The organism is Neobacillus sp. C211 (genome assembly GCF_051842875.1).
In the GTDB taxonomy this organism is placed as follows: domain Bacteria; phylum Bacillota; class Bacilli; order Bacillales; family Cytobacillaceae; genus Neobacillus.
The window spans coordinates 133,115-152,672 of record NZ_JBPXRO010000008.1; the positions used below are offsets into that span (position 1 = coordinate 133,115).

Sequence of the window (19,558 nt, forward strand, 5' to 3'; positions counted from 1 at the left end):
GGCCTCATGCAAATTTTACGAACTCACCTTAAATCAACATGGCGTTTCTTTCGCTTAATATTTAACTCACCCATTAGTAACACCATCCCCACTGTCATATTTCCATTAAGAGAACGCATGTTCCTATTTTTATTTTATCACACGAGCACATAAAAATCTTTCTGACTGAATAAAGACAAATAACCATTAAAGAAAAAATAGAAGCCTCCCTGAAAATCAGAGAGACTTTTTTACACACACGGCCACATTCATTTATTTGTCTTTCAATACCAGTAGTGAACAGCACTCCACATGCGTCGTCATCGGAAACATATCAACCGGCTGCACTTCGACCGTTTTGTATCCTCCGTCTTCCAATATCCGTAAATCCCTCGCTAGGGTAGCAGGATTACAGGATACATAAACGACCTTTTTCGGTTTCATCTCAATAATGGTCTGCAGCAAGGCCTCGTCACAGCCTTTGCGCGGCGGGTCAACAACCAAGACATCAGCGACATTACCTTCCTTATACCACTTCGGTATAACAACCTCCGCTTCCCCTGCAGCAAACTCTGTATTCGTCATCTCATTTAACGCTGCATTCCGCTTAGCATCCTCTATTGCCTCTGGAACAACTTCTACGCCGAATACCTTTCTTGCTTTTTGTGCTAAAAATAGAGAAATCGTTCCGATTCCACAGTAAGCATCAATGACGCTTTCTTCACCGCTAAGGTCCGCATATTCAAGCGCCTTCTCATATAACACCTTTGTTTGAACGGGGTTTACCTGGTAAAAGGACAGTGCAGAAATGGCAAATTTCACATCCCCAATATAGTCATAGATGACTTCATTCCCCCACAAAACGCTCGTTTTTTCCCCCATGATGACGTTTGTGCGCTTCGAATTGACATTATGGACGATTGACTTTACCTTTGGCAGCCTCGCAACAATTTGCTCAACCAGCATATTTTGCTGAGGAAGATCCGCCGTCCTCGTGATAATTACTACCATGAGCTCTCCCGTCCGCTGACCATAACGGGCCATAATGTGTCTGAGTACACCTTTATGAGATTCCTCGTGATACGCACGAATCCCTAGCTCGCTGCATATTTCCTTTACCGTCTGGACCGCTTCATTAATTTCAGGCAATTGAATGACACTCTCATTCGTATCAACAATTTCATGGCTCCTTGGTTTAAAGAAGCCAGCAATCAATTTGCCATCCTTCTCCCCAACAGGTACCTGTGCTTTGTTGCGGTAATGCAAGGGATGGTCCATCCCTAGAATGGGATGAACAACAACATCCTCCAGTTTACCGATTCGTGTGAGCACCTGACGGACCTGGTTTTCTTTATATTTCAGCTGACCTTCATAGCTGATGTGCTCGAGCTGGCAGCCACCATATTTTTGGATATCACCGCTCTCAATATCGACTCGGAACGGACTTTTTTCATAAAGCTCGACCAATCGCCCAAAGCCGTACCCTTTGCCTGTCTTAATCACCTTCACTTTTGCCTTTTCGCCCGGCAGTCCGTTCGGGACAAATAACGGGTACCCATCAACCTTGGCCACACCCGCTCCGTCATGGGTTAAATCTTCAAAAACTACATCTATGTAATCATTTTTATTAACTGGTACTATTCTGCTCATACGTTTCTTCCTTTGCTCGTTTTGACTGCTAAGATTGTAACACAAAGCATGACTGATTGCGAAACCTGTTAATGGACAAAAGCCTTTTTTTCAATAAGACCACGAAAATTGTCAGAATATTTTTGTTTCCAAATATAATAAAAGTGTATATGATTAAAACAATCTCATTATAAGGAAGGAGAGGATATTGATGAAGATGCTAAAAAACCTTTCCATTCCGTTACTCCTTGCCTTCCTTACTTTCACCTTTAGCCACTTTTCATATACACTTTCACACTCTCATCCTGATATCAAAGCAATCATCAACGTAGATGATGGCAAAGTGAAAGATCAATGGGGTGATGAAAAAAAGCTGCCCGTTGTGATACAAACTCACTTTATCCTTACGACCATCCTTTCAGCAGCACTAACTCCACTCATTTATTTGTTCATAAGTTTTCACAAAAGCTTTATTTTTCTTATTCCCATCTTTCATCAATCAAACTATGTGATCCACCCTCCCGAATAATAAGCTAACACCATAATAAGGGAGGAAATTAATATGTGGATCCGCTTTGTAATCATTGGCTTCTTTTCAGTATCAGCCGCAAGTATGCTTACCTACCAGGGTATCGAAATTTTCCATGCCTTTGTCGATTTCTTTAAACAAAAATAAACGAAGGGCAGACTCAAAAGGGAAATAAACCCCCTTAAGTCTGCCCTTTCTTATCAAAAGAACGCATGATTGTTACCTTTTCATTGCCTCTACCTTGTCCTTAACCTCTTCAATATTCCTCATCTTGTTATCCCAGCATTTCTGACTCAAATCAACTGGATAACCTTCTGGATTCGTAATCCGCTGATACTCGCCCCAAAGTGCATCAAGGTTTTGCTTCAAATAATCACGGGATTCTTCCAAGCAAGGCATTTCATAAACAAGCTCACCTTTAGAAAAGATTTCTTCATGTAATTCTTTTGCTGTAAAGTTGGTAACCACCTTATTCAAATACGTGTGGGTTGGATGGAACATCCGCAGCCGTTTTTCAGGCAGCTTTTCGTCCGCTAACGCAATATAATCACCTTCAGCATGGTGGTTTGTATTATTGATGATTCGATAAACCCTCTTCAATCCTGGGGTTGTAACCTTTTCCGGATTGGATGAGATCTTGATCGTATCTTCCATTTTTCCGGTTTCATCCTCAATAGACACAATTTTATAAACTGCACCCAGTGCAGCTTGGTCGTAAGCTGTAATCAGCTTTGTACCAACTCCCCAGCTGTCGATTTTGGCGCCTTGTGATTTCAAGCTCATTATTGTATATTCATCTAAATCACTTGAGGCAACTATCTTTGCATTGGTGAATCCTGCCTCATCGAGCATTTTGCGCGCTTCCTTTGAAAGGTAAGCAAGGTCGCCGCTATCAAGACGAATTCCGATAAAATTAATCTTATCGCCTAACTCTTTCGCTACTTTGATCGCATTAGGAACACCGAGGCGGAGTGTATCATATGTATCAACCAAAAAGACACAATCCTTGTGTGATTCTGCATATTTAATGAAAGCCGTATATTCGTCTTTATATGCTTGGACCATCGAATGGGCATGTGTTCCAGATACAGGAATGCCAAACAGCTTTCCCGCTCTTACATTGCTTGTTGATTCAAAACCGGCAAGATAGGCTGCTCTTGTTCCCCAAATCGCAGCATCCATTTCCTGGGCCCGTCTTGTCCCAAATTCCATCGCCACTTCATCACCCACGACTTGCTTGATACGAGATGCCTTCGTCGCAATTAATGTTTGATAGTTCACAATGTTAAGCAGCGCCGTTTCAATCAATTGGGCTTCACAAAGCGGAGCCTCCACACGTAAGATCGGTTCATTGCCAAAAACAAGCTCTCCTTCTTTCATCGCACAGATTGTTCCGGTGAAACGAATTTCTCTAAGATATTGGATAAAATCTTCCTTGTAACCTACTTCATTTTGCAAATACTCGAGGTCTTCCTCACTAAAGCGGAAGCCTTGAATAAACTGGATTACCTTCTCCAATCCAGCGAATACTGCATAGCCGTTCCCGAACGGAAGCTTGCGGAAAAATAGTTCGAAGACCGCGCTTTTATTATGTATCCCATCTCTCCAATACGTTTCTACCATATTGATCTGATATAGATCGGTATGCAGAGTTAAACTATCATCGTGATAAAAGTGTTTCATAATCAGACCTCCGAAATACTATTTCAGCTTTACCTCATTATAACCAATATTACCCTTAAAAGTCTATTTAACTATTGCTCCAAGGGATTGTTCAAAATGTCCGAGGGCCCATTCATGACCCGCCTGATTAAAAGAAGCCACGGCATCCTTATATACCACAATCTTAAATCCTTTATTGTAAGCATCTACTGCTGTATGAAGAACACAAATATCGGTGCAGACGCCAACCAAATGAACTTCAGTAATTCCGCGCTCTCGTAATTTTATTTCAAGGTCTGTTCCCGCGAAAGCAGAGTATCTTGTTTTATCCATAAAGGTAACATTCTCACGTTGTTCATTCATTTCAAACACTTCCTTCAGCGCGCCAAACAAGTCTCTTCCTGACGTCCCGCGAAGGTTATGCGGCGGAAACAATTTCGTTTCTGGATGGTATTCGTCACCCTGATCATGGACATCAATGGCAAATACAACATAATCACCCTTCGTAACAAACTCATTTGTCAGTTCAACCATCCTTCCTTCGATTTTTTGTCCAGGCTCACCGCATGTTAACGCCCCATCAACCGCCACAAAATCATAAGTATAATCGATATTTATTAACGCCTTCAATTCACAACGCCCCTTCTCATTTCATTACAGACATTATTCTAGGACTATTACACAATTCCCTTTTTCACCTGTAAAAAAAGCCCGCTCCGATTGGAACGAACTTTTCTCTTAGCTATATCTTTTCCCCGATTCCCAGTCAGTGGGGCGATCATTCGGGCGAATATCGTCAAGAGGAACAAACACCTCTAAATGACGGTACAAGTTTTCAAACTCGGCTGGAAGCAAGCCGCCAAACTCCCCATCCAAATTCAACTGGACTTTATCTACTGCCTGGACTTTAATCCGGTTGGCCTGAGTGTAGATGACATTTGGATCATTTACATGCTCACCGCGAAGAGCCAACGTAGCAATCCGGATAAATTCAGCAAGATTCGTCTTTTTCAATATTAATAATGAAAAGAGTCCATCGTTAATAGAAGAATCCGGTGCCAGCTTTTCAAAGCCGCCAATCGAATTTGTAAGCCCGACAAGAAAGAGCATCGCTTCACCCTCAAATAGTTTCCCATCATACTCAATCGAAACTTCTGAAGGTTTAATAGAAGGCAGCATTTCCATCCCTTTTAAGTAGTAGGCTAGTTGGCCGAGCATCGTTTTCAATTTGCTTGGTACTTCATATGTAAGCTCGGTTAGTCTACCGCCGCCCGCAATATTAATAAAATATCGATCATTGATACGTCCAATATCGACGGGAATCAATTCACCTTTAGTGATAATATCTACAGCTGGTCCAATATCTCTGGGGATATGGAGGGCTCGGGCAAAGTCATTCGTGGTTCCTGCTGGAATAATCCCTAATTTAGGACGGTAATCTTGTTCCGCAAGTCCATTGACCACTTCATGAATCGTACCATCTCCACCCGCTGCAATGACGATATCATACTGACGCTCTACAGCTAAGCGTGCTGCTTCGGTCGCATCGCCTGCACCAGTGGTTGCGTGGCATGAAGCTTCATACCCAGCAATCTCAAGCTTTTGAAGAATTTCTGGAAGATTCCGCTTTAGAATTTCACGTCCTGAGGTAGGATTGTAAATCAGTCTTGCTCTTTTCATCGTTTTCATCATCCTATTTTTGAAATCAACAATCGGCATTGTTATCTGCTCAATTCAATATTCTACCAATTATTATCCTAGCTTACAAACTTATTACCAAGCCGATAAACTATTTTTTCTTCAAACATCCAACTCCTATCATAACGTTTTTTTATTTTTTTGCAAAAAACTAGACAAGTGGATTTAGCCATGTATGCCTAATCACTTGTCTATATATTTATTTATTCGTAGTAAGACTAACATCATAGGCATTGGCAATATTGATATGGTATTTTCCTTCACCAGATTGAAAAACTGCATTTTTCCTGCCATTGTCGATGCCATTTAAATCCTTTTCCGTTGACACCTTCCAGTCGCCATCTTTCCCTCTTACCTCTTGGGCACCTACTGCAGCAACCTTCAAATTTCTAGCTGCGGCCACATCGACAACGACCGATCCGACACTTTCAATACTCCAGTCGTTCACAAGCGAGCGCGGCTTTAAGGTTAACGCATTATCATTGCCAATCACCTCAAGCTTCACATGATTCGGAACCAAAAGTGTCGCCGCTACTTCCCCAGCTGCATTAAACGGACTCATTTCGTTTGGCAGTGACTTCATGTTTAAATAGAGCGTATCACCCTTTTGGTTTGCTGAAATCACATCATCCGCACTTTGGAGTAACTTCTCTTTTTTGGCTGTTTGTACCCGGTATGTACCGAACAATGATACCTCCTTTTCCTCCGTTGACTCCACCGTCATCTGATGGCCCACCGTCCTGACCACCACCCGTTTGATGCTGTCATCCATTTGGTAGGAAAAAGCAGGCAGTTCAAACGAGCGCTCTTCCCTCGCCATCACTTCTTCCACCTTCCCCATAATCCCCGTTGTGCTTAAAATTGCAAACACAATTCCCGCAGTTCCCATTAATCCTACAAAGAAAATACTAAGAAAATCATATTTTAAGACCGGCTTTTCCTGTCGTGACAAAAACAAATAAAGGAGAATTTCAATTCCAAGAACAACCAATAAAAGCGGCCACCAAGCCGTCATAACTTGTACAAGGTCTAACCCCAAAAACTTTGAAAAAAAGAGGAAGAGGCCAAGGAAAACGAGTGAGGCCCCCATCGAAAACGTCCCAACACGCCAAGTTCTCATGCTTCTTCTCCTCCCTTTCTTTTTCTAAAAAGGAACCCAATCCCGAATCCGATTATAGCTGCCCCTGCAATTGTTTTTCCCCACTTACTCATGCTTCTCAGCCCCTTGCTTTTGTTTACTTCCAGATAGAAGTTTAATTCCCCCGCCAATCAACAGCAGACAAACAAGTCCCGTTTGAAAATAACCTTGAACCCAATACATCACATCGATATCAATTAGCCTGCTTAACATCGGTGAAAAAGCTGGAAGCAGGACGTTCATCATTAGATAGTAGAGTCCCATCAAAACAAGTCCAATGCCGACCCATTTCTGATGATTAAGGAAATAAGCAATAATCGGAACATCCTCCACCGTTTCTTCCCCGTACTTTGAAACCTTTTGCATGGCATCGAAAAAGCTGTAAAACCAAATGATTGGGATTAAGAACAAGAAGATTCCAAGCCGTAAGATATCTAAAATATAGATAGAAAAAAGAAACGCTGCCATTAACTGGATGCCCCGGCGCTGTAAGCCTAAGTAGAGGTGGCCTGCCCCTGGGAAGATCGAAAGAAAGGTAGCAATCGACTTACTCTTTTTCCCGTCCTCGCGGCGCATTTCAAAGTCTTCAAAAATCGTTCTGTCGACAAGCTCCTCACCGCGCTGCTTTTTATTTACCTGTTGAACCGCATCAAAGAATCCGTAGACCCAGATAATCGGCAGGGCTGCCATAAAGACCATAAATTCGCCGCGGTTGGAAAGTGCAGTTACAAATGTAACCATGACCCCAAGCCCCAAAAACGTTGCCAAAAGTGTTAAACCCCTGTTCATCAATCCAATTTGGAAGTGCCCAAGGCCCGGAATAAATGACAAAACGATAGTATAGAAGCGTTCTGAATCTTGGGAAGCCTGTTGCTGCGGTTCATCTGGGTTCGCTGTCTTCTGCGCTTTTTTATGTTTAGAAACCTGCACACCCATATCGATAAAACTGATTAGGTAAATGAATAGTCCTAACATAAAAGTAACAATGCCAACTTCCTCATTATTCGTTACTAACCCAATAACAGTGACGAACGCCAACCCCATTACGGTCAGTAGATATAGTACTCCGCGAAACATGTTGCCGAAATATATATGACCAAGTCCTGGAAATAAGGATAAGGTCAATGCTTTTGTCGGATTTTTCATTTCTTAACTGCCTCCTTTTTTTCTAGTGAATCCATCCATGCAAAAGTTTTATTAATAACACCCTCTGTGACCGAATGCTTCTTTTTCTGAACCTGTGGTTGCGGGCTTTCTAACGTATTTGCATACGTAGCGAGCGACTGAAAAGCACCCGTGAAGGTCAACAGAATCGTCGCCGCTGCAGCTAGAAGATAATGGAATGCCGCTTGCTGATAAAAAGGTTTTTTCTCCATTTTGGTTTTGGTGTCATTTTTGGTGTCAGGCACCGAAGGAACCATTAACATAGGGTTAAGGTTTCTAACGGTGTCAGGCACCACGATTTTTTGTTTCGATACCTCTGCCATGACCAAATCGGTAAACTCGCTCATGTCGGATAGAATTGGAAGCGATGATTCATTTGCTTCCATTGCCATTAAGTAATGGTTGAGACATTGGTCGCACGAGTATAAATGGTCTTCTAATTCCTGCCTTGAATTCTCATTGATTTCGTCATTAACGTATTGCAACCACTCATCATAAGTGTAATGCTTCATGAAAAATCGTCCTCCTTCCAATTCTTTTTCATCCAATGGCGAGCCCGGTACAGCTTTGTTTCAATCGTTTTCACCTGTACATTTTGTTCTTCTGCCATTTGCTGATAGCTTTTTTCCGCTATGTAAAATCCATAAATCACATCACGGTAATTTTCGGGCAGTTCATCAAGCTTCTTCCTGACGAGCCTTCTTCGGTCAATTTCCATTATCTCTTTTTCAACACTATCCTTCGGTGTCCCTACTAACTGCAGCTCGAGTTCCTCCGCCACTTCCTCTCTTCGTCTCACTTGTTTTCTTTTGATATCTATCGCATGATTAACAGCTATTCGCGTCATCCACGTTTTGAAACCTTGATTTTGGTATTGGGGGAGAGAAGTATAGATTTTCATAAATACTTCCTGTGCTGCGTCTTCTGCTTCCTTTTGGTCGCGAAGAACAGCAAAGATGGTCCGGAACACATCATTGCGGTACTTCTCAACCAAAAGGCGAAAGGCGTGATCATTGCCTTCCAACACATTTTCTATTAAGGCTGTATCGGTAATTGTTCTCTCCCCCTTTCTTTGTTGTTACTCACTTTAATAGACGACAGGTTATTGAAAAAACCCTACACTAATTTAAAAAATATTTTTTCGAATCCTTTTTATCATACCATGCTAATTTTCATGGCAGAAAAATTTCACAAGAAAAAACCGTGCGAAGGCGGCCGCACGGTTTTAGCAGATATATCGTAGATTATTCTTTAATTTCCAATCCTAATAGCCTCGCAAATCCTAGCGCCTGGTCTGCAGAAACCGTGCACCCTGCAACACTATCAAGCGAGAGATTTAAGCGGTTAAATTTACAGGTGCTGAGGTCCACTCCTTTAAGAGTGGTTCCCGTAAAATTCGCATCATCAAGATCACAATTTTTAAATTCAATTTTTTTAAACTTGGCATCATAGTAATCAGCATTGCGAAGGGAACAATTTTCAAATCTCATTTCCTTCAAATCAGCATATCCAAACGAGCCCATATTCAGATTACAGCTCTCAAACAAGACATTACGAAGGGTAGCATCTGCAAGATTTAACCCTAAAAGTTTTGAATCGCGAAACTCGACACGGTGGATAATTCCATCGGTAAAATCCACATTGGATAGATCGCACCGATCAAATAAAACATCAGTTAATTGAATATAGCGAAACGATCCATCGAGAAAGGTTACATTTCTAAAAACAACCTCTTCAAAACTTAGCTTTTCAATTTCCTCTTGTGATATCGAGCAGTCGCTGATAATTGCCATGTTAATGTAAGAATCTTCTCTATCGTTAAAGTCTAATGGTGTTAGACTTGATGGAATTTTAGGCTGTTGAATTTTTAGCTTCTGACTCAAATTGATCATCCTTTTCATAAGGCGATGTTGATTCATCATGTGATGAGTTTATCTTTTAAGTTATTATAACGTAAATAGTAGAAGGTCTACTCACCAATTCTTAAAATACAAACATTACATTCATGTGGAATGACAAAGGATTCTTGATCAGGGATTGAACTGGCTAACTCCTCCAATGCCGCTTTTCGAACTGTTACATCTATTCCTGCCAGCCATGAAATCGACTCCATTCGCTCGATCCATTCCTGCTTTGTATAGTTGACCCTGTAATTTAACTTATAAAAATCTCTTAGTTCGAAACCATTTGTCTGCCATTCAGCAAACCACTCGACGGGAAATCCGTTCATCCGCATCTGGGACTCTGCTTTCGAACCTGCTGGCAATAAGCCGCCTTCAACGTATTTTGCTAGCACTGCAAAGGTTTTTTCAACGGCAGGCGTGCCTGATAGAAAACCAGAATCAATAACAATTAACGTCCCGTTTGCTTTTAATATCCTTTTCATTTCTTGGATTGCCTTAGGACGATCAAACCAATGCCATGCCCTTATTACTGTGACAATATCAAACTGTGAATCTTTTAGACCTGTATCCTCTGCACTGCCCAGTTGATACGGAATGGTAAAATTCTTCGTAAGATTGAAAGCCTTTGCCTGTTCTAGCATTTCCTTTGATGGCTCAATGCCAATAACATCCGCTTTTCGTAAGGCCACTTTTCTTGTTAACACACCAGTTCCCGAGCCGATATCAGCGACTTTTTTTCCTTCAAAAAAAATATTGCGGAGATGGAGGCTATCCATCAAGGTTACGGGAATATCTTCTCTTGCGCATGCATAGCTATTAGCAACTTGACCAAAATCAATTTGTCTCATGTTGAGCGCTCCCTTTTCTTACTAATAGTGAGAATTCAACAAAATAATACCACTGAAGTGTGATAGAATCTATAAATAATGTGAGAATTTATTTAAATAATATATGAGGGAATGATGCTTATGTTCTGGCTGTTGCTTCTAGCTTCCTACTTAATTGGAAGCGTTCCCACCGCCTTAATTGTAGGCAGGTTGGTCTTTGGTGTAGACATCCGGGATCATGGCAGCAAAAATCCTGGTGCAACCAACACATTGAGGGTTCTTGGTAAAAAGTCAGCTATTTTCGTCCTGATTATTGATCTTGCGAAGGGCGCTTTGGCATCCTACATGCCAATTTACTTCAATCTTGAGGCGGAACCCCTTTACTTTGGATTCGCTGCTGTTGTTGGACACTGCTTTCCAATTTTTGCAGGCTTTAGAGGGGGAAAGGCGATTGCTACAACTGCCGGAGCACTGTTGATTGCCAATTTTCCTTTATTAGTGATTGCCTATATTACCTTCTTTTTGGTTATTTTTTTAACAAAGTATGTATTCTTCGGCTCCATCACCGTTGGTCTAAGTATGCTCGTATATGCCTTTGTTTCTCCTAATTTTGAGTTAGAACTTATCTCTTTTTTATTTACCTTTTTCTTAATTTATTTGCACCGGTCGAACATCCGTAATTTCATTCTTGGAATTGAGCCAAAAATCAGTGATAAAAGTTTGCAGAACGACCGCATCCCTCCAAAGAACAGCAGTATTTAATATGGACGAGAAAAGGATCCCCTTGCCAAGGGGATTCTCTTTGTTATTATAACAGTGTCGATAAGATACTATTGGCAACGGTTTGCCAAATATCAGCATCTGTTTGATAGGTTTCTTTAAAGCTCTTAAACATTGCCATTTGTTTCTCTTGGAAATCCTCAGCGTCTTTATCTGGCAAGGCAGCACGCTTTTCCATTACAAATGCCTGTATTTCAGGTGCTCTTGGTCCCCATACGCCTACTTCATTGCCTTCTTCATTGATAAAAATAAAAATTGGAATGGCTCTCGACGTACCATTGGTTAAATATTGGTCCATTAACTCCAGATTTGAATCGCGGAGCACGAAACGGACTTCCATCCCGGCGGCCTTAGCTATTCTCAGCAAAATTGGGTTATTCAGCATCGCATCCCCACACCAATCCTCTGAGAGGACAATCGCTCGTAATTTTTGCGGTCTTAATGCCTCAAGTTTATTTCTGTCTTGGTCCGTTAAGGTAAATTGCTTATAGATTGTAAGCATTTCATCTTTATTCGTGGTCATCGCGTTTATGTACCCATCGACAGTTAATCCTTTTTGAAACCATTGATTTAAATCCATTTACACAGCACCCTTTCCATTTGCTTCTATAATAGTCGTTTCAAGTAAACGTTACAATCGAACTGCTTAAGCAGATTCGCCAATGTTATACTACAAGTATTTTTCCCTACTTTATAAAAACATATTTTTACACTAGTAATAGAGTTTTAAAGTTGATAGAATATTTTTTATATAGGAAATATTATTAAAAGTATTTTCTACGATAACAAAACAGGGGAGGAAATATATGTCTAACGAATCACTACAACTACTCTCGATTGGAATCTATATTGCCGCTATGCTCTTTATCGGTTGGTATTCTTATCGAAAGACTAGCAATCTTACGGATTACATGCTTGGGGGAAGATCTTTAGGACCTGCTGTAACCGCTTTAAGTGCAGGGGCTGCTGATATGAGCGGCTGGCTCTTAATGGGCTTACCTGGGGGAATTTATGTAACCGGTTTGGCAGATGCGTGGATCGCGGTCGGTTTAACGATTGGAGCCTATCTTAACTGGTTGCTAGTTGCACCTCGCTTACGTTCTTATACTCAAGTTGCTAACGATTCCATCACGATTCCTAGCTATCTTGAAAACCGTTTTAAAGACAACACCAAACTACTCCGTATTGTTTCAGGTATTGTTATTCTTATATTCTTTACTTTCTATGTTTCTTCCGGAATGGTTTCTGGGGCTGTCTTTTTTGAGAGCTCGTTTGGCACGAGTTACCATACTGGGCTCTTGATTGTTGGCGGTGTTGTGGTTGCCTACACCTTATTTGGTGGGTTCTTGGCTGTAAGTTATACAGACTTTATTCAAGGTTTAATGATGTTGATTGCCCTAGCACTTGTTCCTGCAATCGGAATCTTTCACACGGGTGGCCCCGCTGAAACGTTTGAAACGATTCGAGCGATTGATCCTACTAGACTTGACTTATTAAAAGGGACAACCTTTTTAGGTATTGTTTCAGCTATGGCATGGGGCTTAGGTTACTTTGGACAGCCGCATATTATTGTAAGATTTATGGCAATCAAAACGATCAAAGAAACAAAAAGCGCTCGTCGAATTGGTATGGGCTGGATGATTATCTCACTTATCGGTACAATTTTTACAGGATTTATTGGGATTGCATTTTTCCATGATCATCCTGAGCATGTATTAAAGAATCCGGAAGCGGTATTTATTGAATTAAGCCAGATTTTATTCCACCCTCTATTCGCCGGATTTGCTTTAGCTGCCATTCTTGCGGCGATTATGAGCACGATTTCTTCCCAATTAATCGTGACTTCAAGTGCGCTTGTAGAAGATTTATACAAAATGGTAATGAACAAAAATGCTAAGGATAAACAACTCGTCTTCCTAGGAAGAATGGCGGTTCTTCTTGTTGCTGTGATTGCTGCTGCACTAGCTTTCAAGCAAAATAGCACCATTTTAGACCTTGTTGCCTATGCATGGGCAGGCTTCGGCGCTTCTTTCGGTCCTGTTATCCTGCTAAGTTTATTCTGGAAAAGAATTACGAATTGGGGAGCCCTTTTCGGGATGATCGTCGGTGCTGTTACCGTTATCGTTTGGAAAAATGTTGGACTTGGTGACACGCTTTATGAAATAGTTCCAGGCTTTGTCTTCAATCTAATTGTAGCGGTGGTTGTCAGCTTGATCACTTATAAGAAAAATGATGCGATTGAAAAGGAATTTAATGAAAGCGTTCGTTTATTAAAAAACGAATAACATGATTAACGCTCGGATCCAATCGATCCGAGCGCTTTTTTATTTCAAAGCTTCTACCATCGTCGATAGTTTGATGACAGTCTTCCAGTTACGTACTGTCGCTGGAACACCTAGTTTCGTGAGCTGTGATGCTAGTTTTGAATCTAGGATGCTCTGCCGTAAAAAAAGGTAGACTTCTTCCCCTTTTATAAAACATTCGTCCGGCTCGCTTTCGAAGCTGCGTAAAATTTCCGTTTTCGCTTGGGAGGGTTCCTCCGCCAAAAAGGCTAGTTGGATACTCTCGCCTTCCTTAAGCGAATCGAGAGAATAGGGGCAATCACGGATAATCTGTTCGTATTCCTCAGCTGTTCTTAAAATAACAGGGACTGGAAAACCAAATGACTTATTTATTTCACCCTCTAATCGTTGGCTAAGTAGTTCCGCCTCGTCTTTTGCTTCGAATAAAACATTTCCACTTTGAATATATGTTTTCACCTTGGTTAGGCCCATTGTTTCTAATAGACTTTTTAAATCTGCCATTTTGATCCGGTGATGCTTGCCAACATTAATTCCTCGTAACAGCGCAATATAAATGGTCATCCGTGCACCTCGCTTTATTTTTAACATCACTTTGTTTAAATCTTACCATTTATTTGCTGATTTAAACTACGAAAATCTATTATCCGTAAGTTAGGGAGGAGAATAGAAATTTTTTGGAGAACAGTAATACATAATAATTTATATGGAGGGATTTAATCATGGTTCCACAAAGAGTTAGTTTGCTTACGATCGGTGCCTACGATTTACCGGTCCTTAGGAAATTTTATCAAGCTCTGGGATGGGTGGAGACAGAATTAAGCTCAGATCAATACGCTGTCTTTAAAACGGCTGGGGTCCTGCTTTCGTTATTTCCGATTGCTGAGTTAGCAAAGGATGCCGGCATTGAATTTACACAATCTCCTGGGGGCTTTCATGGTGTGACCTTTGCAATTAACGTGGATCAGCCAGAACAAGTTGACACAACGATTGAAAGCATTCGCAGTGCAGGGGCAAAAATACTGAGAGAACCAAGTGATGCCTTCTGGGGCGGACGGACAGCCTATTTTGCCGATCCCGAAAATAACCTTTGGGAAGTCGCTTGGAATCCCTCAGCCATTTTTGATGACCGCGGTGCGATGATAAACTTTTAAATACAAAGGGGGTATCTAAGAAAGCTTTAGATACTCTCTTTGTATTTTGAATTTACCTATTTTTCAAAAAGGATACTAGCCTGTGTTCATTTCCATACCTCGACTATTTTCCCACAAATATAGAACTAACCAAACGTTTGATTAAAACGGGTATCAGCCCCGGTAAATCAAAGTTTCTCTCGGGAATCATATAAGTAGTTTGTCGATAACTGGGACAGCTAAGCCTTCCATTCACCTTATTTCCCTATAAATTTACACCCTTCGACCAACAGTAAACTAATCAAACGTTTAATTAAATAGGTTGTATAGCCCTCCCTTTCAACCTTTTACTCCTAAATCCGGAAAAAAGGTTGTTGAATTTACACACTTCAAAAAAACTAACCAAACGTTTGATTAGTTAGATAGGAAGCCATATAAATAAAGGGTTTCCGCCACTTATTGTGAAAACCCTTTGTCGACCCGAGCGATAATTTATCTCTAATAAAATAAGAAACGAGTCGATATTAGGGTTATCTTAGGGAAACTCTTATGCTTCGACACGATACCTGATCATTCCTTACTAACCAAACGTTTGATTAGTTGCGGGATAAACCCTTTTAAGAAAAGGACTTTTTCCCGGGAAATGGAGAAAAGAATGTCGAAACACGCAAACCATAAAAAAACTGGCAGAATAGACTCTGCCAGCTTCGTTTAACGTTTTTGTAATTCTTGCTGCAATAACTGATTGACCATCTGCGGATTGGCCTGACCCTTAGTTGCTTTCATTAACTGCCCAACTAAGAAGCCCACCGCTTTATTTTTCCCATTCTTAAAATCTTCAATCGATTGCGGATTCGCATCTAACACCTCAGAAATAATTTTAAGAAGTGTTCCCTCATCGGAAATCTGGACAAGCCCCTTGTCCTTCACAATTTTCTCGGCATCGCCGCCATTTTCAATTAACTCTTTAAAAACGGTTTTCGCGATTTTCGAAGAAATTGTTCCGTTTTCGATTAGCTTAATCATGCTTGCTAGACCTTCCGGTGTTAAGGCTACTTGATGAAGCTCTTTTTGCTCAGCATTCAAGTAGGCGGAAACATCCCCCATGATCCAATTCGAGGCAAGCTTCGCATCCGCACCGCCATTAACTGTCTCCTCGAAGAAATCAGCCATTTCTTTGGTTACAGTTAACACCTTCGCGTCGTAAACGGGTAAGCCAAGCTCCTCTACATAACGCTTTTGACGCTGGTCTGGCAGTTCAGGGATTTCGGCACGAACTCTTGCTTTCCAGTCCTCATCAATGTACAAGTCCATTAAATCCGGCTCTGGGAAGTAACGATAATCATCGGAGCCTTCTTTGACCCTCATCAGCAAGGTTGCCCCAGTGGCTTCATCAAAGCGGCGTGTTTCTTGATCAATCGTTCCACCAGCAGACACCACTTCGCGTTGACGCTTCTCTTCGTATTCAAGCCCTTTGCGGACAAAATTGAATGAGTTCAGGTTTTTCAATTCTGTTTTCGTTCCGAATTCTTCTTGTCCAACGGGACGAATCGAAATATTTGCGTCACAACGAAGTGAGCCCTCTTCCATTTTACAATCGGAAACGCCTGTATATTGGATAATTGATTTTAATTTTTCAAGATAGGCATATGCCTCATCAGGAGTGCGAATATCCGGTTCAGAAACGATTTCAACAAGCGGAGTGCCCTGACGATTATAATCGCATAAAGAATACCCTTTGCCATGGTTCAGCTTTCCTGCATCTTCTTCCAAATGAATTCTCGTAATCCCAATCCGCTTCGTATAGCCATTTACCTCGATATCAATCCAGCCATGTTCCCCAATTGGCTTGTCAAACTGGGAAATCTGATAGGCCTTGGGATTATCCGGGTAAAAGTAGTTTTTGCGGTCAAACTTTGTATGGGTAGCAACCTCGCAATTAATGGCCATGGCAGCTTTTATCCCAAATTCTACCGCCTTTTTATTAAGGACAGGTAAAACTCCTGGGTAGCCCAGGTCAATCACACTTGTATTTGTATTCGGTTCAGCTCCAAAATGATTGGGGCTCGCCGAGAAAATTTTTGAATCTGTTTTTAACTCAACATGGACTTCAAGTCCAATCACTGTTTCAAATTCCACGGTCTTCACCCCCTATAATCCAGGTTTCTGTTTATGATAGTCTGTTGCCTGTTCAAATGCATGTGCTGTCCGATAAATTGTTGCTTCATCAAAATACTTGCCGATGATTTGTAAGCCTAGCGGCAGCCCGCCATCAAAGCCACACGGAACTGAAATTCCTGGTAAGCCTGCAAGGTTCAAAGGAATCGTTAAAATATCATTAGCATACATCGTTAACGGATCCTCGATTTTTTCACCAATTTTAAAAGCCGGCGTTGGTGTAGTCGGGCCGATAATCACATCATACTTGGCAAAAACATTCTCATAGTCTTGCTTGATTAATGTCCGAACCTGCTGTGCCTTTTTGTAATAAGCATCATAGTAACCTGAGCTTAGTGCAAACGTTCCAAGCATGATCCGTCGCTTTACTTCATCACCGAAACCTTCTGCTCGTGTTTTTTTGTATAAATCAATTAACGTTTCCGCATCCTTTGTACGATAGCCGTAACGGACTCCGTCGAAACGGGCGAGGTTCGCTGAGGCTTCTGATGACGAAAGCAAATAGTAAGCGGCAAGTGCATACTTCGAGTGCGGCAGGGAAACTTCTTCCCAAACGGCGCCAAGACCCTCGAGCACCTTTAATGCATTTAAGACAGATTGGCGGACGGATTCGCTGACACCTTCACCAAGATACTCTTTTGGTACTGCGATTCTAAGACCCTTTACGTCACCAGTTAAGGCACTAGCAAAGTCGGGTACGTCCACATTTGCTGAGGTTGAATCCATTGGATCCAGGCCGGATATCGCTTGAAGCAGGTAGGCATTATCCTCAACGGTTCTTGTAATCGGTCCAATTTGATCAAGTGATGACGCAAAGGCTACAAGGCCAAAGCGGGAAACACGACCATAGGTTGGCTTTAATCCGACGACACCACAAAAAGAAGCTGGCTGACGGATTGAACCGCCCGTATCAGAACCTAGGGAAAATAGGACTTCACCTGCTGCAACAGATGCTGCTGAACCGCCTGATGAACCACCTGGAACCGTCTCAAGATTCCATGGATTCCGTGTCGTTTGATAATGGGAATTTTCGTTTGAAGACCCCATTGCAAATTCATCCATATTTAACTTCCCAATCGTTACCGTTTCTGCCTGCTGCAGTTTCTGAACGACGGTGGCATCATAAATTGGATCAAAGTTTTCGAGAATTTTACTCGCACAGGTTGTCCGCAGTCCTTTTGTAACCATGTTATCTTTTAAGCCAATCGGCATCCCGAATAGCAAACCTTTTGCCGCATCCGTGTTAAGTTTCTCATCTAATGCTTTTGCTGATTGACGGGCACGCTCTTCATTTAATGTTAAAAATGCCTGAACTTTGTCCTCGACCTGTCCGATTCTCTTGTATGATTCTTCAACAAGATCGGATACATTTAGTTCCTTTTTATGTAGCAGCTCATGTAGATCTGCAACTTTATAATCAAATAAACTCAAAATTAATCCTCCTTCCCCATAATCGATGGTACTTTAATCTGTCCATCCTGATGTTCCGGCGCATTTTTTAGTACCTCTTCAAGCGCCAATCCTTGTTTGGATTTATCTTCACGTAAAACATTTTTCATATCCAGCACATGGTATGTAGGTTCTACATTTTCCGTGTCCAATTCATTTAACTGCTCAGCAAAGGTAATAATCGCATCCAGCTGCTTTGTAAACTTTTCTGTTTCTTCCTCTGTTATCGCCAAGCGTGCCAAGTTGGCTACATGCTTAACCTGCTCATTTGAAATTCGTGACATATCATAACCCCCAATCCCATTTGTCTTGTCATATCAATACTAATGATGATACCAAACTTTTCCGCATTACCGCAATGATTCAACTATCAGTATTGGCAAGCAAATCAATTTTTGTTCAAACTTTTAAAAATTTAATTCTATTTTTCTCTTAATAAAGCAAATATTTTTCAGATAAGTTCATCACAGACATTCTTGGCATCTTCCCTTATAATGGTCATGGATGGGAGGGCTTCTGAATGAAAAAACGAAGACGGAAGAAATTTAAACTCTTTTTGATGCTGTTTATGCTTTTTTGTGGATTGGCCATGTTTCAAAATTATTTTCAACAACCAGGTTCCCTTCAACTTGAAAAATCTGATCCATTTGCTGATGTAATAAAATATCGTCCCTTAATACATGATGAATTAGCGAAATATAATCTCGAAACTCATACGACAGTACTAGTAGCCTTAATGCAGCAGGAAAGCCGCGGCAAAGGCGGGGATCCTATGCAATCGTCGGAATCGGCTGGTTTGGCAAGAAATACAATTACAGATCCGAAAAAAAGTATTCAGGTTGGGGTTAAACATTTTCAGCGCGTTCTTTCTTATGGGAATCAGAAAAAGGTCGATTTTCAGACTATTATCCAGTCCTACAACATGGGAATTGGTTACATTGACTTTGTGGCGCAACACGGCGGAAAGCATAGTGAAGCATTGGCGAAGGAATTCTCATTGCAGCGGGTAAAAGAAAAGCCAACCATTTATACATGTGGCGGCAATAAAGATAATTTCCGCTATCCATACTGTTATGGTGATTTTACCTATAGCACAAAGGTAACGAATAATATCCAATTGTTAGCAGATACCGTTCCAGTAAACGGCACTGAAAAAACCACCAGTGGATCTTTTTGAAGATTCATCGG

Annotated in this window: 20 protein-coding genes; 5 read left to right on the top strand and 15 right to left on the bottom strand. The window is 41.3% G+C overall.

The genetic code is table 11. From position 1 onward, the window contains the following. Positions 1 to 252 precede the first annotated feature (252 nt). The gene (rlmD, locus tag ACSU6B_RS09985) at positions 253 to 1,629 is read right to left on the bottom strand and encodes a 23S rRNA (uracil(1939)-C(5))-methyltransferase RlmD (protein ID WP_410884822.1); all 1,377 of its coding nucleotides are present in this window, start codon (positions 1,627 to 1,629) and stop codon (positions 253 to 255) included. 190 nt (positions 1,630 to 1,819) lie between these two features. Here rlmD and ACSU6B_RS09990 point away from each other — a divergent pair, with 190 nt between their 5' ends. Beyond that, complete coding sequence (locus ACSU6B_RS09990) at positions 1,820 to 2,137, top strand: hypothetical protein (RefSeq protein WP_410884824.1); 318 nt, start codon at positions 1,820 to 1,822, stop codon at positions 2,135 to 2,137. A 219-nt stretch (positions 2,138 to 2,356) separates the two neighbouring features. Here ACSU6B_RS09990 and ACSU6B_RS09995 read toward each other — a convergent pair whose 3' ends face one another. The 9 genes from ACSU6B_RS09995 to ACSU6B_RS10035 form a co-directional block, all read right to left on the bottom strand. After that, a complete protein-coding gene (locus ACSU6B_RS09995) occupies positions 2,357 to 3,820 on the bottom strand; it encodes a nicotinate phosphoribosyltransferase (protein WP_410884826.1) in 1,464 nt (487 codons plus the stop codon). Positions 3,821 to 3,883: 63 nt separating this feature from the next. After that, the gene (locus ACSU6B_RS10000; RefSeq protein WP_214998070.1) at positions 3,884 to 4,429 is read right to left on the bottom strand and encodes a cysteine hydrolase family protein; all 546 of its coding nucleotides are present in this window, start codon (positions 4,427 to 4,429) and stop codon (positions 3,884 to 3,886) included. Between the two features lie 108 nt (positions 4,430 to 4,537). Next, positions 4,538 to 5,479, bottom strand: coding sequence for a diacylglycerol kinase (locus ACSU6B_RS10005; RefSeq protein WP_214998069.1), 942 nt, complete (start codon positions 5,477 to 5,479; stop codon positions 4,538 to 4,540). 217 nt (positions 5,480 to 5,696) lie between these two features. Next, complete coding sequence (locus ACSU6B_RS10010) at positions 5,697 to 6,617, bottom strand: hypothetical protein (RefSeq protein WP_410884828.1); 921 nt, start codon at positions 6,615 to 6,617, stop codon at positions 5,697 to 5,699. An 84-nt stretch (positions 6,618 to 6,701) separates the two neighbouring features. Continuing rightward, positions 6,702 to 7,781 carry a DUF6677 family protein gene (locus tag ACSU6B_RS10015; protein WP_410884830.1) on the bottom strand — a complete coding sequence of 360 codons (1,080 nt, stop codon included), beginning with the start codon at positions 7,779 to 7,781 and terminating at the stop codon, positions 6,702 to 6,704. Next, positions 7,778 to 8,311 carry an anti-sigma factor family protein gene (locus tag ACSU6B_RS10020; RefSeq protein ID WP_410884832.1) on the bottom strand — a complete coding sequence of 178 codons (534 nt, stop codon included), beginning with the start codon at positions 8,309 to 8,311 and terminating at the stop codon, positions 7,778 to 7,780. The genes ACSU6B_RS10015 and ACSU6B_RS10020 overlap by 4 nt, the downstream gene beginning before the upstream one ends. Beyond that, positions 8,308 to 8,823 (bottom strand): sigma-70 family RNA polymerase sigma factor, encoded by a 516-nt coding sequence (locus tag ACSU6B_RS10025; protein ID WP_251033448.1) that lies wholly within the window; start codon positions 8,821 to 8,823, stop codon positions 8,308 to 8,310. Before ACSU6B_RS10025 ends, ACSU6B_RS10020 begins: the two co-directional genes overlap by 4 nt. A gap of 220 nt (positions 8,824 to 9,043) precedes the next feature. After that, positions 9,044 to 9,682: a pentapeptide repeat-containing protein gene (locus ACSU6B_RS10030; protein WP_410884834.1), complete on the bottom strand. Its 639-nt coding sequence runs from the start codon at positions 9,680 to 9,682 to the stop codon at positions 9,044 to 9,046. Positions 9,683 to 9,768: 86 nt separating this feature from the next. Next, the gene (locus ACSU6B_RS10035) at positions 9,769 to 10,551 is read right to left on the bottom strand and encodes a class I SAM-dependent methyltransferase (protein WP_410884836.1); all 783 of its coding nucleotides are present in this window, start codon (positions 10,549 to 10,551) and stop codon (positions 9,769 to 9,771) included. Positions 10,552 to 10,671: 120 nt separating this feature from the next. Between ACSU6B_RS10035 and plsY the strand changes: the two genes are divergently transcribed. Next, positions 10,672 to 11,292: a glycerol-3-phosphate 1-O-acyltransferase PlsY gene (gene plsY / locus ACSU6B_RS10040; protein ID WP_410884838.1), complete on the top strand. Its 621-nt coding sequence runs from the start codon at positions 10,672 to 10,674 to the stop codon at positions 11,290 to 11,292. Positions 11,293 to 11,338: 46 nt separating this feature from the next. On the opposite strand, the gene ACSU6B_RS10045 is transcribed toward plsY, so the two are convergent. Further along, a complete protein-coding gene (locus ACSU6B_RS10045; RefSeq protein WP_410884840.1) occupies positions 11,339 to 11,890 on the bottom strand; it encodes a thioredoxin family protein in 552 nt (183 codons plus the stop codon). Positions 11,891 to 12,116: 226 nt separating this feature from the next. Between ACSU6B_RS10045 and putP the strand changes: the two genes are divergently transcribed. Then, positions 12,117 to 13,595, top strand: a complete 1,479-nt coding sequence (putP, locus tag ACSU6B_RS10050) for a sodium/proline symporter PutP (protein ID WP_410884842.1) — start codon at positions 12,117 to 12,119, stop codon at positions 13,593 to 13,595. A 39-nt stretch (positions 13,596 to 13,634) separates the two neighbouring features. Here putP and ACSU6B_RS10055 read toward each other — a convergent pair whose 3' ends face one another. Further along, positions 13,635 to 14,174, bottom strand: a complete 540-nt coding sequence (locus tag ACSU6B_RS10055; RefSeq protein ID WP_410884844.1) for a DUF1697 domain-containing protein — start codon at positions 14,172 to 14,174, stop codon at positions 13,635 to 13,637. A gap of 158 nt (positions 14,175 to 14,332) precedes the next feature. Between ACSU6B_RS10055 and ACSU6B_RS10060 the strand changes: the two genes are divergently transcribed. Next, the gene (locus ACSU6B_RS10060) at positions 14,333 to 14,764 is read left to right on the top strand and encodes a VOC family protein (protein ID WP_410884846.1); all 432 of its coding nucleotides are present in this window, start codon (positions 14,333 to 14,335) and stop codon (positions 14,762 to 14,764) included. A 690-nt stretch (positions 14,765 to 15,454) separates the two neighbouring features. Here ACSU6B_RS10060 and gatB read toward each other — a convergent pair. The 3 genes from gatB to gatC are packed head-to-tail and all read right to left on the bottom strand — an operon-like array spanning position 15,455 to position 18,654. Next, on the bottom strand, positions 15,455 to 16,882 hold the full coding sequence (gene gatB / locus ACSU6B_RS10065; RefSeq protein WP_088085177.1) for an Asp-tRNA(Asn)/Glu-tRNA(Gln) amidotransferase subunit GatB: 1,428 nt from the start codon (positions 16,880 to 16,882) through the stop codon (positions 15,455 to 15,457). A gap of 12 nt (positions 16,883 to 16,894) precedes the next feature. Beyond that, positions 16,895 to 18,352, bottom strand: a complete 1,458-nt coding sequence (gene gatA / locus ACSU6B_RS10070) for an Asp-tRNA(Asn)/Glu-tRNA(Gln) amidotransferase subunit GatA (protein WP_410884848.1) — start codon at positions 18,350 to 18,352, stop codon at positions 16,895 to 16,897. A gap of 2 nt (positions 18,353 to 18,354) precedes the next feature. Beyond that, on the bottom strand, positions 18,355 to 18,654 hold the full coding sequence (gene gatC, locus ACSU6B_RS10075; protein WP_088085175.1) for an Asp-tRNA(Asn)/Glu-tRNA(Gln) amidotransferase subunit GatC: 300 nt from the start codon (positions 18,652 to 18,654) through the stop codon (positions 18,355 to 18,357). Positions 18,655 to 18,890: 236 nt separating this feature from the next. Between gatC and ACSU6B_RS10080 the strand changes: the two genes are divergently transcribed. Next, entirely contained in the window at positions 18,891 to 19,547 is a 657-nt protein-coding gene (locus tag ACSU6B_RS10080) for a lysozyme family protein (protein ID WP_410884851.1), read from the top strand. Positions 19,548 to 19,558: the final 11 nt, after the last annotated feature.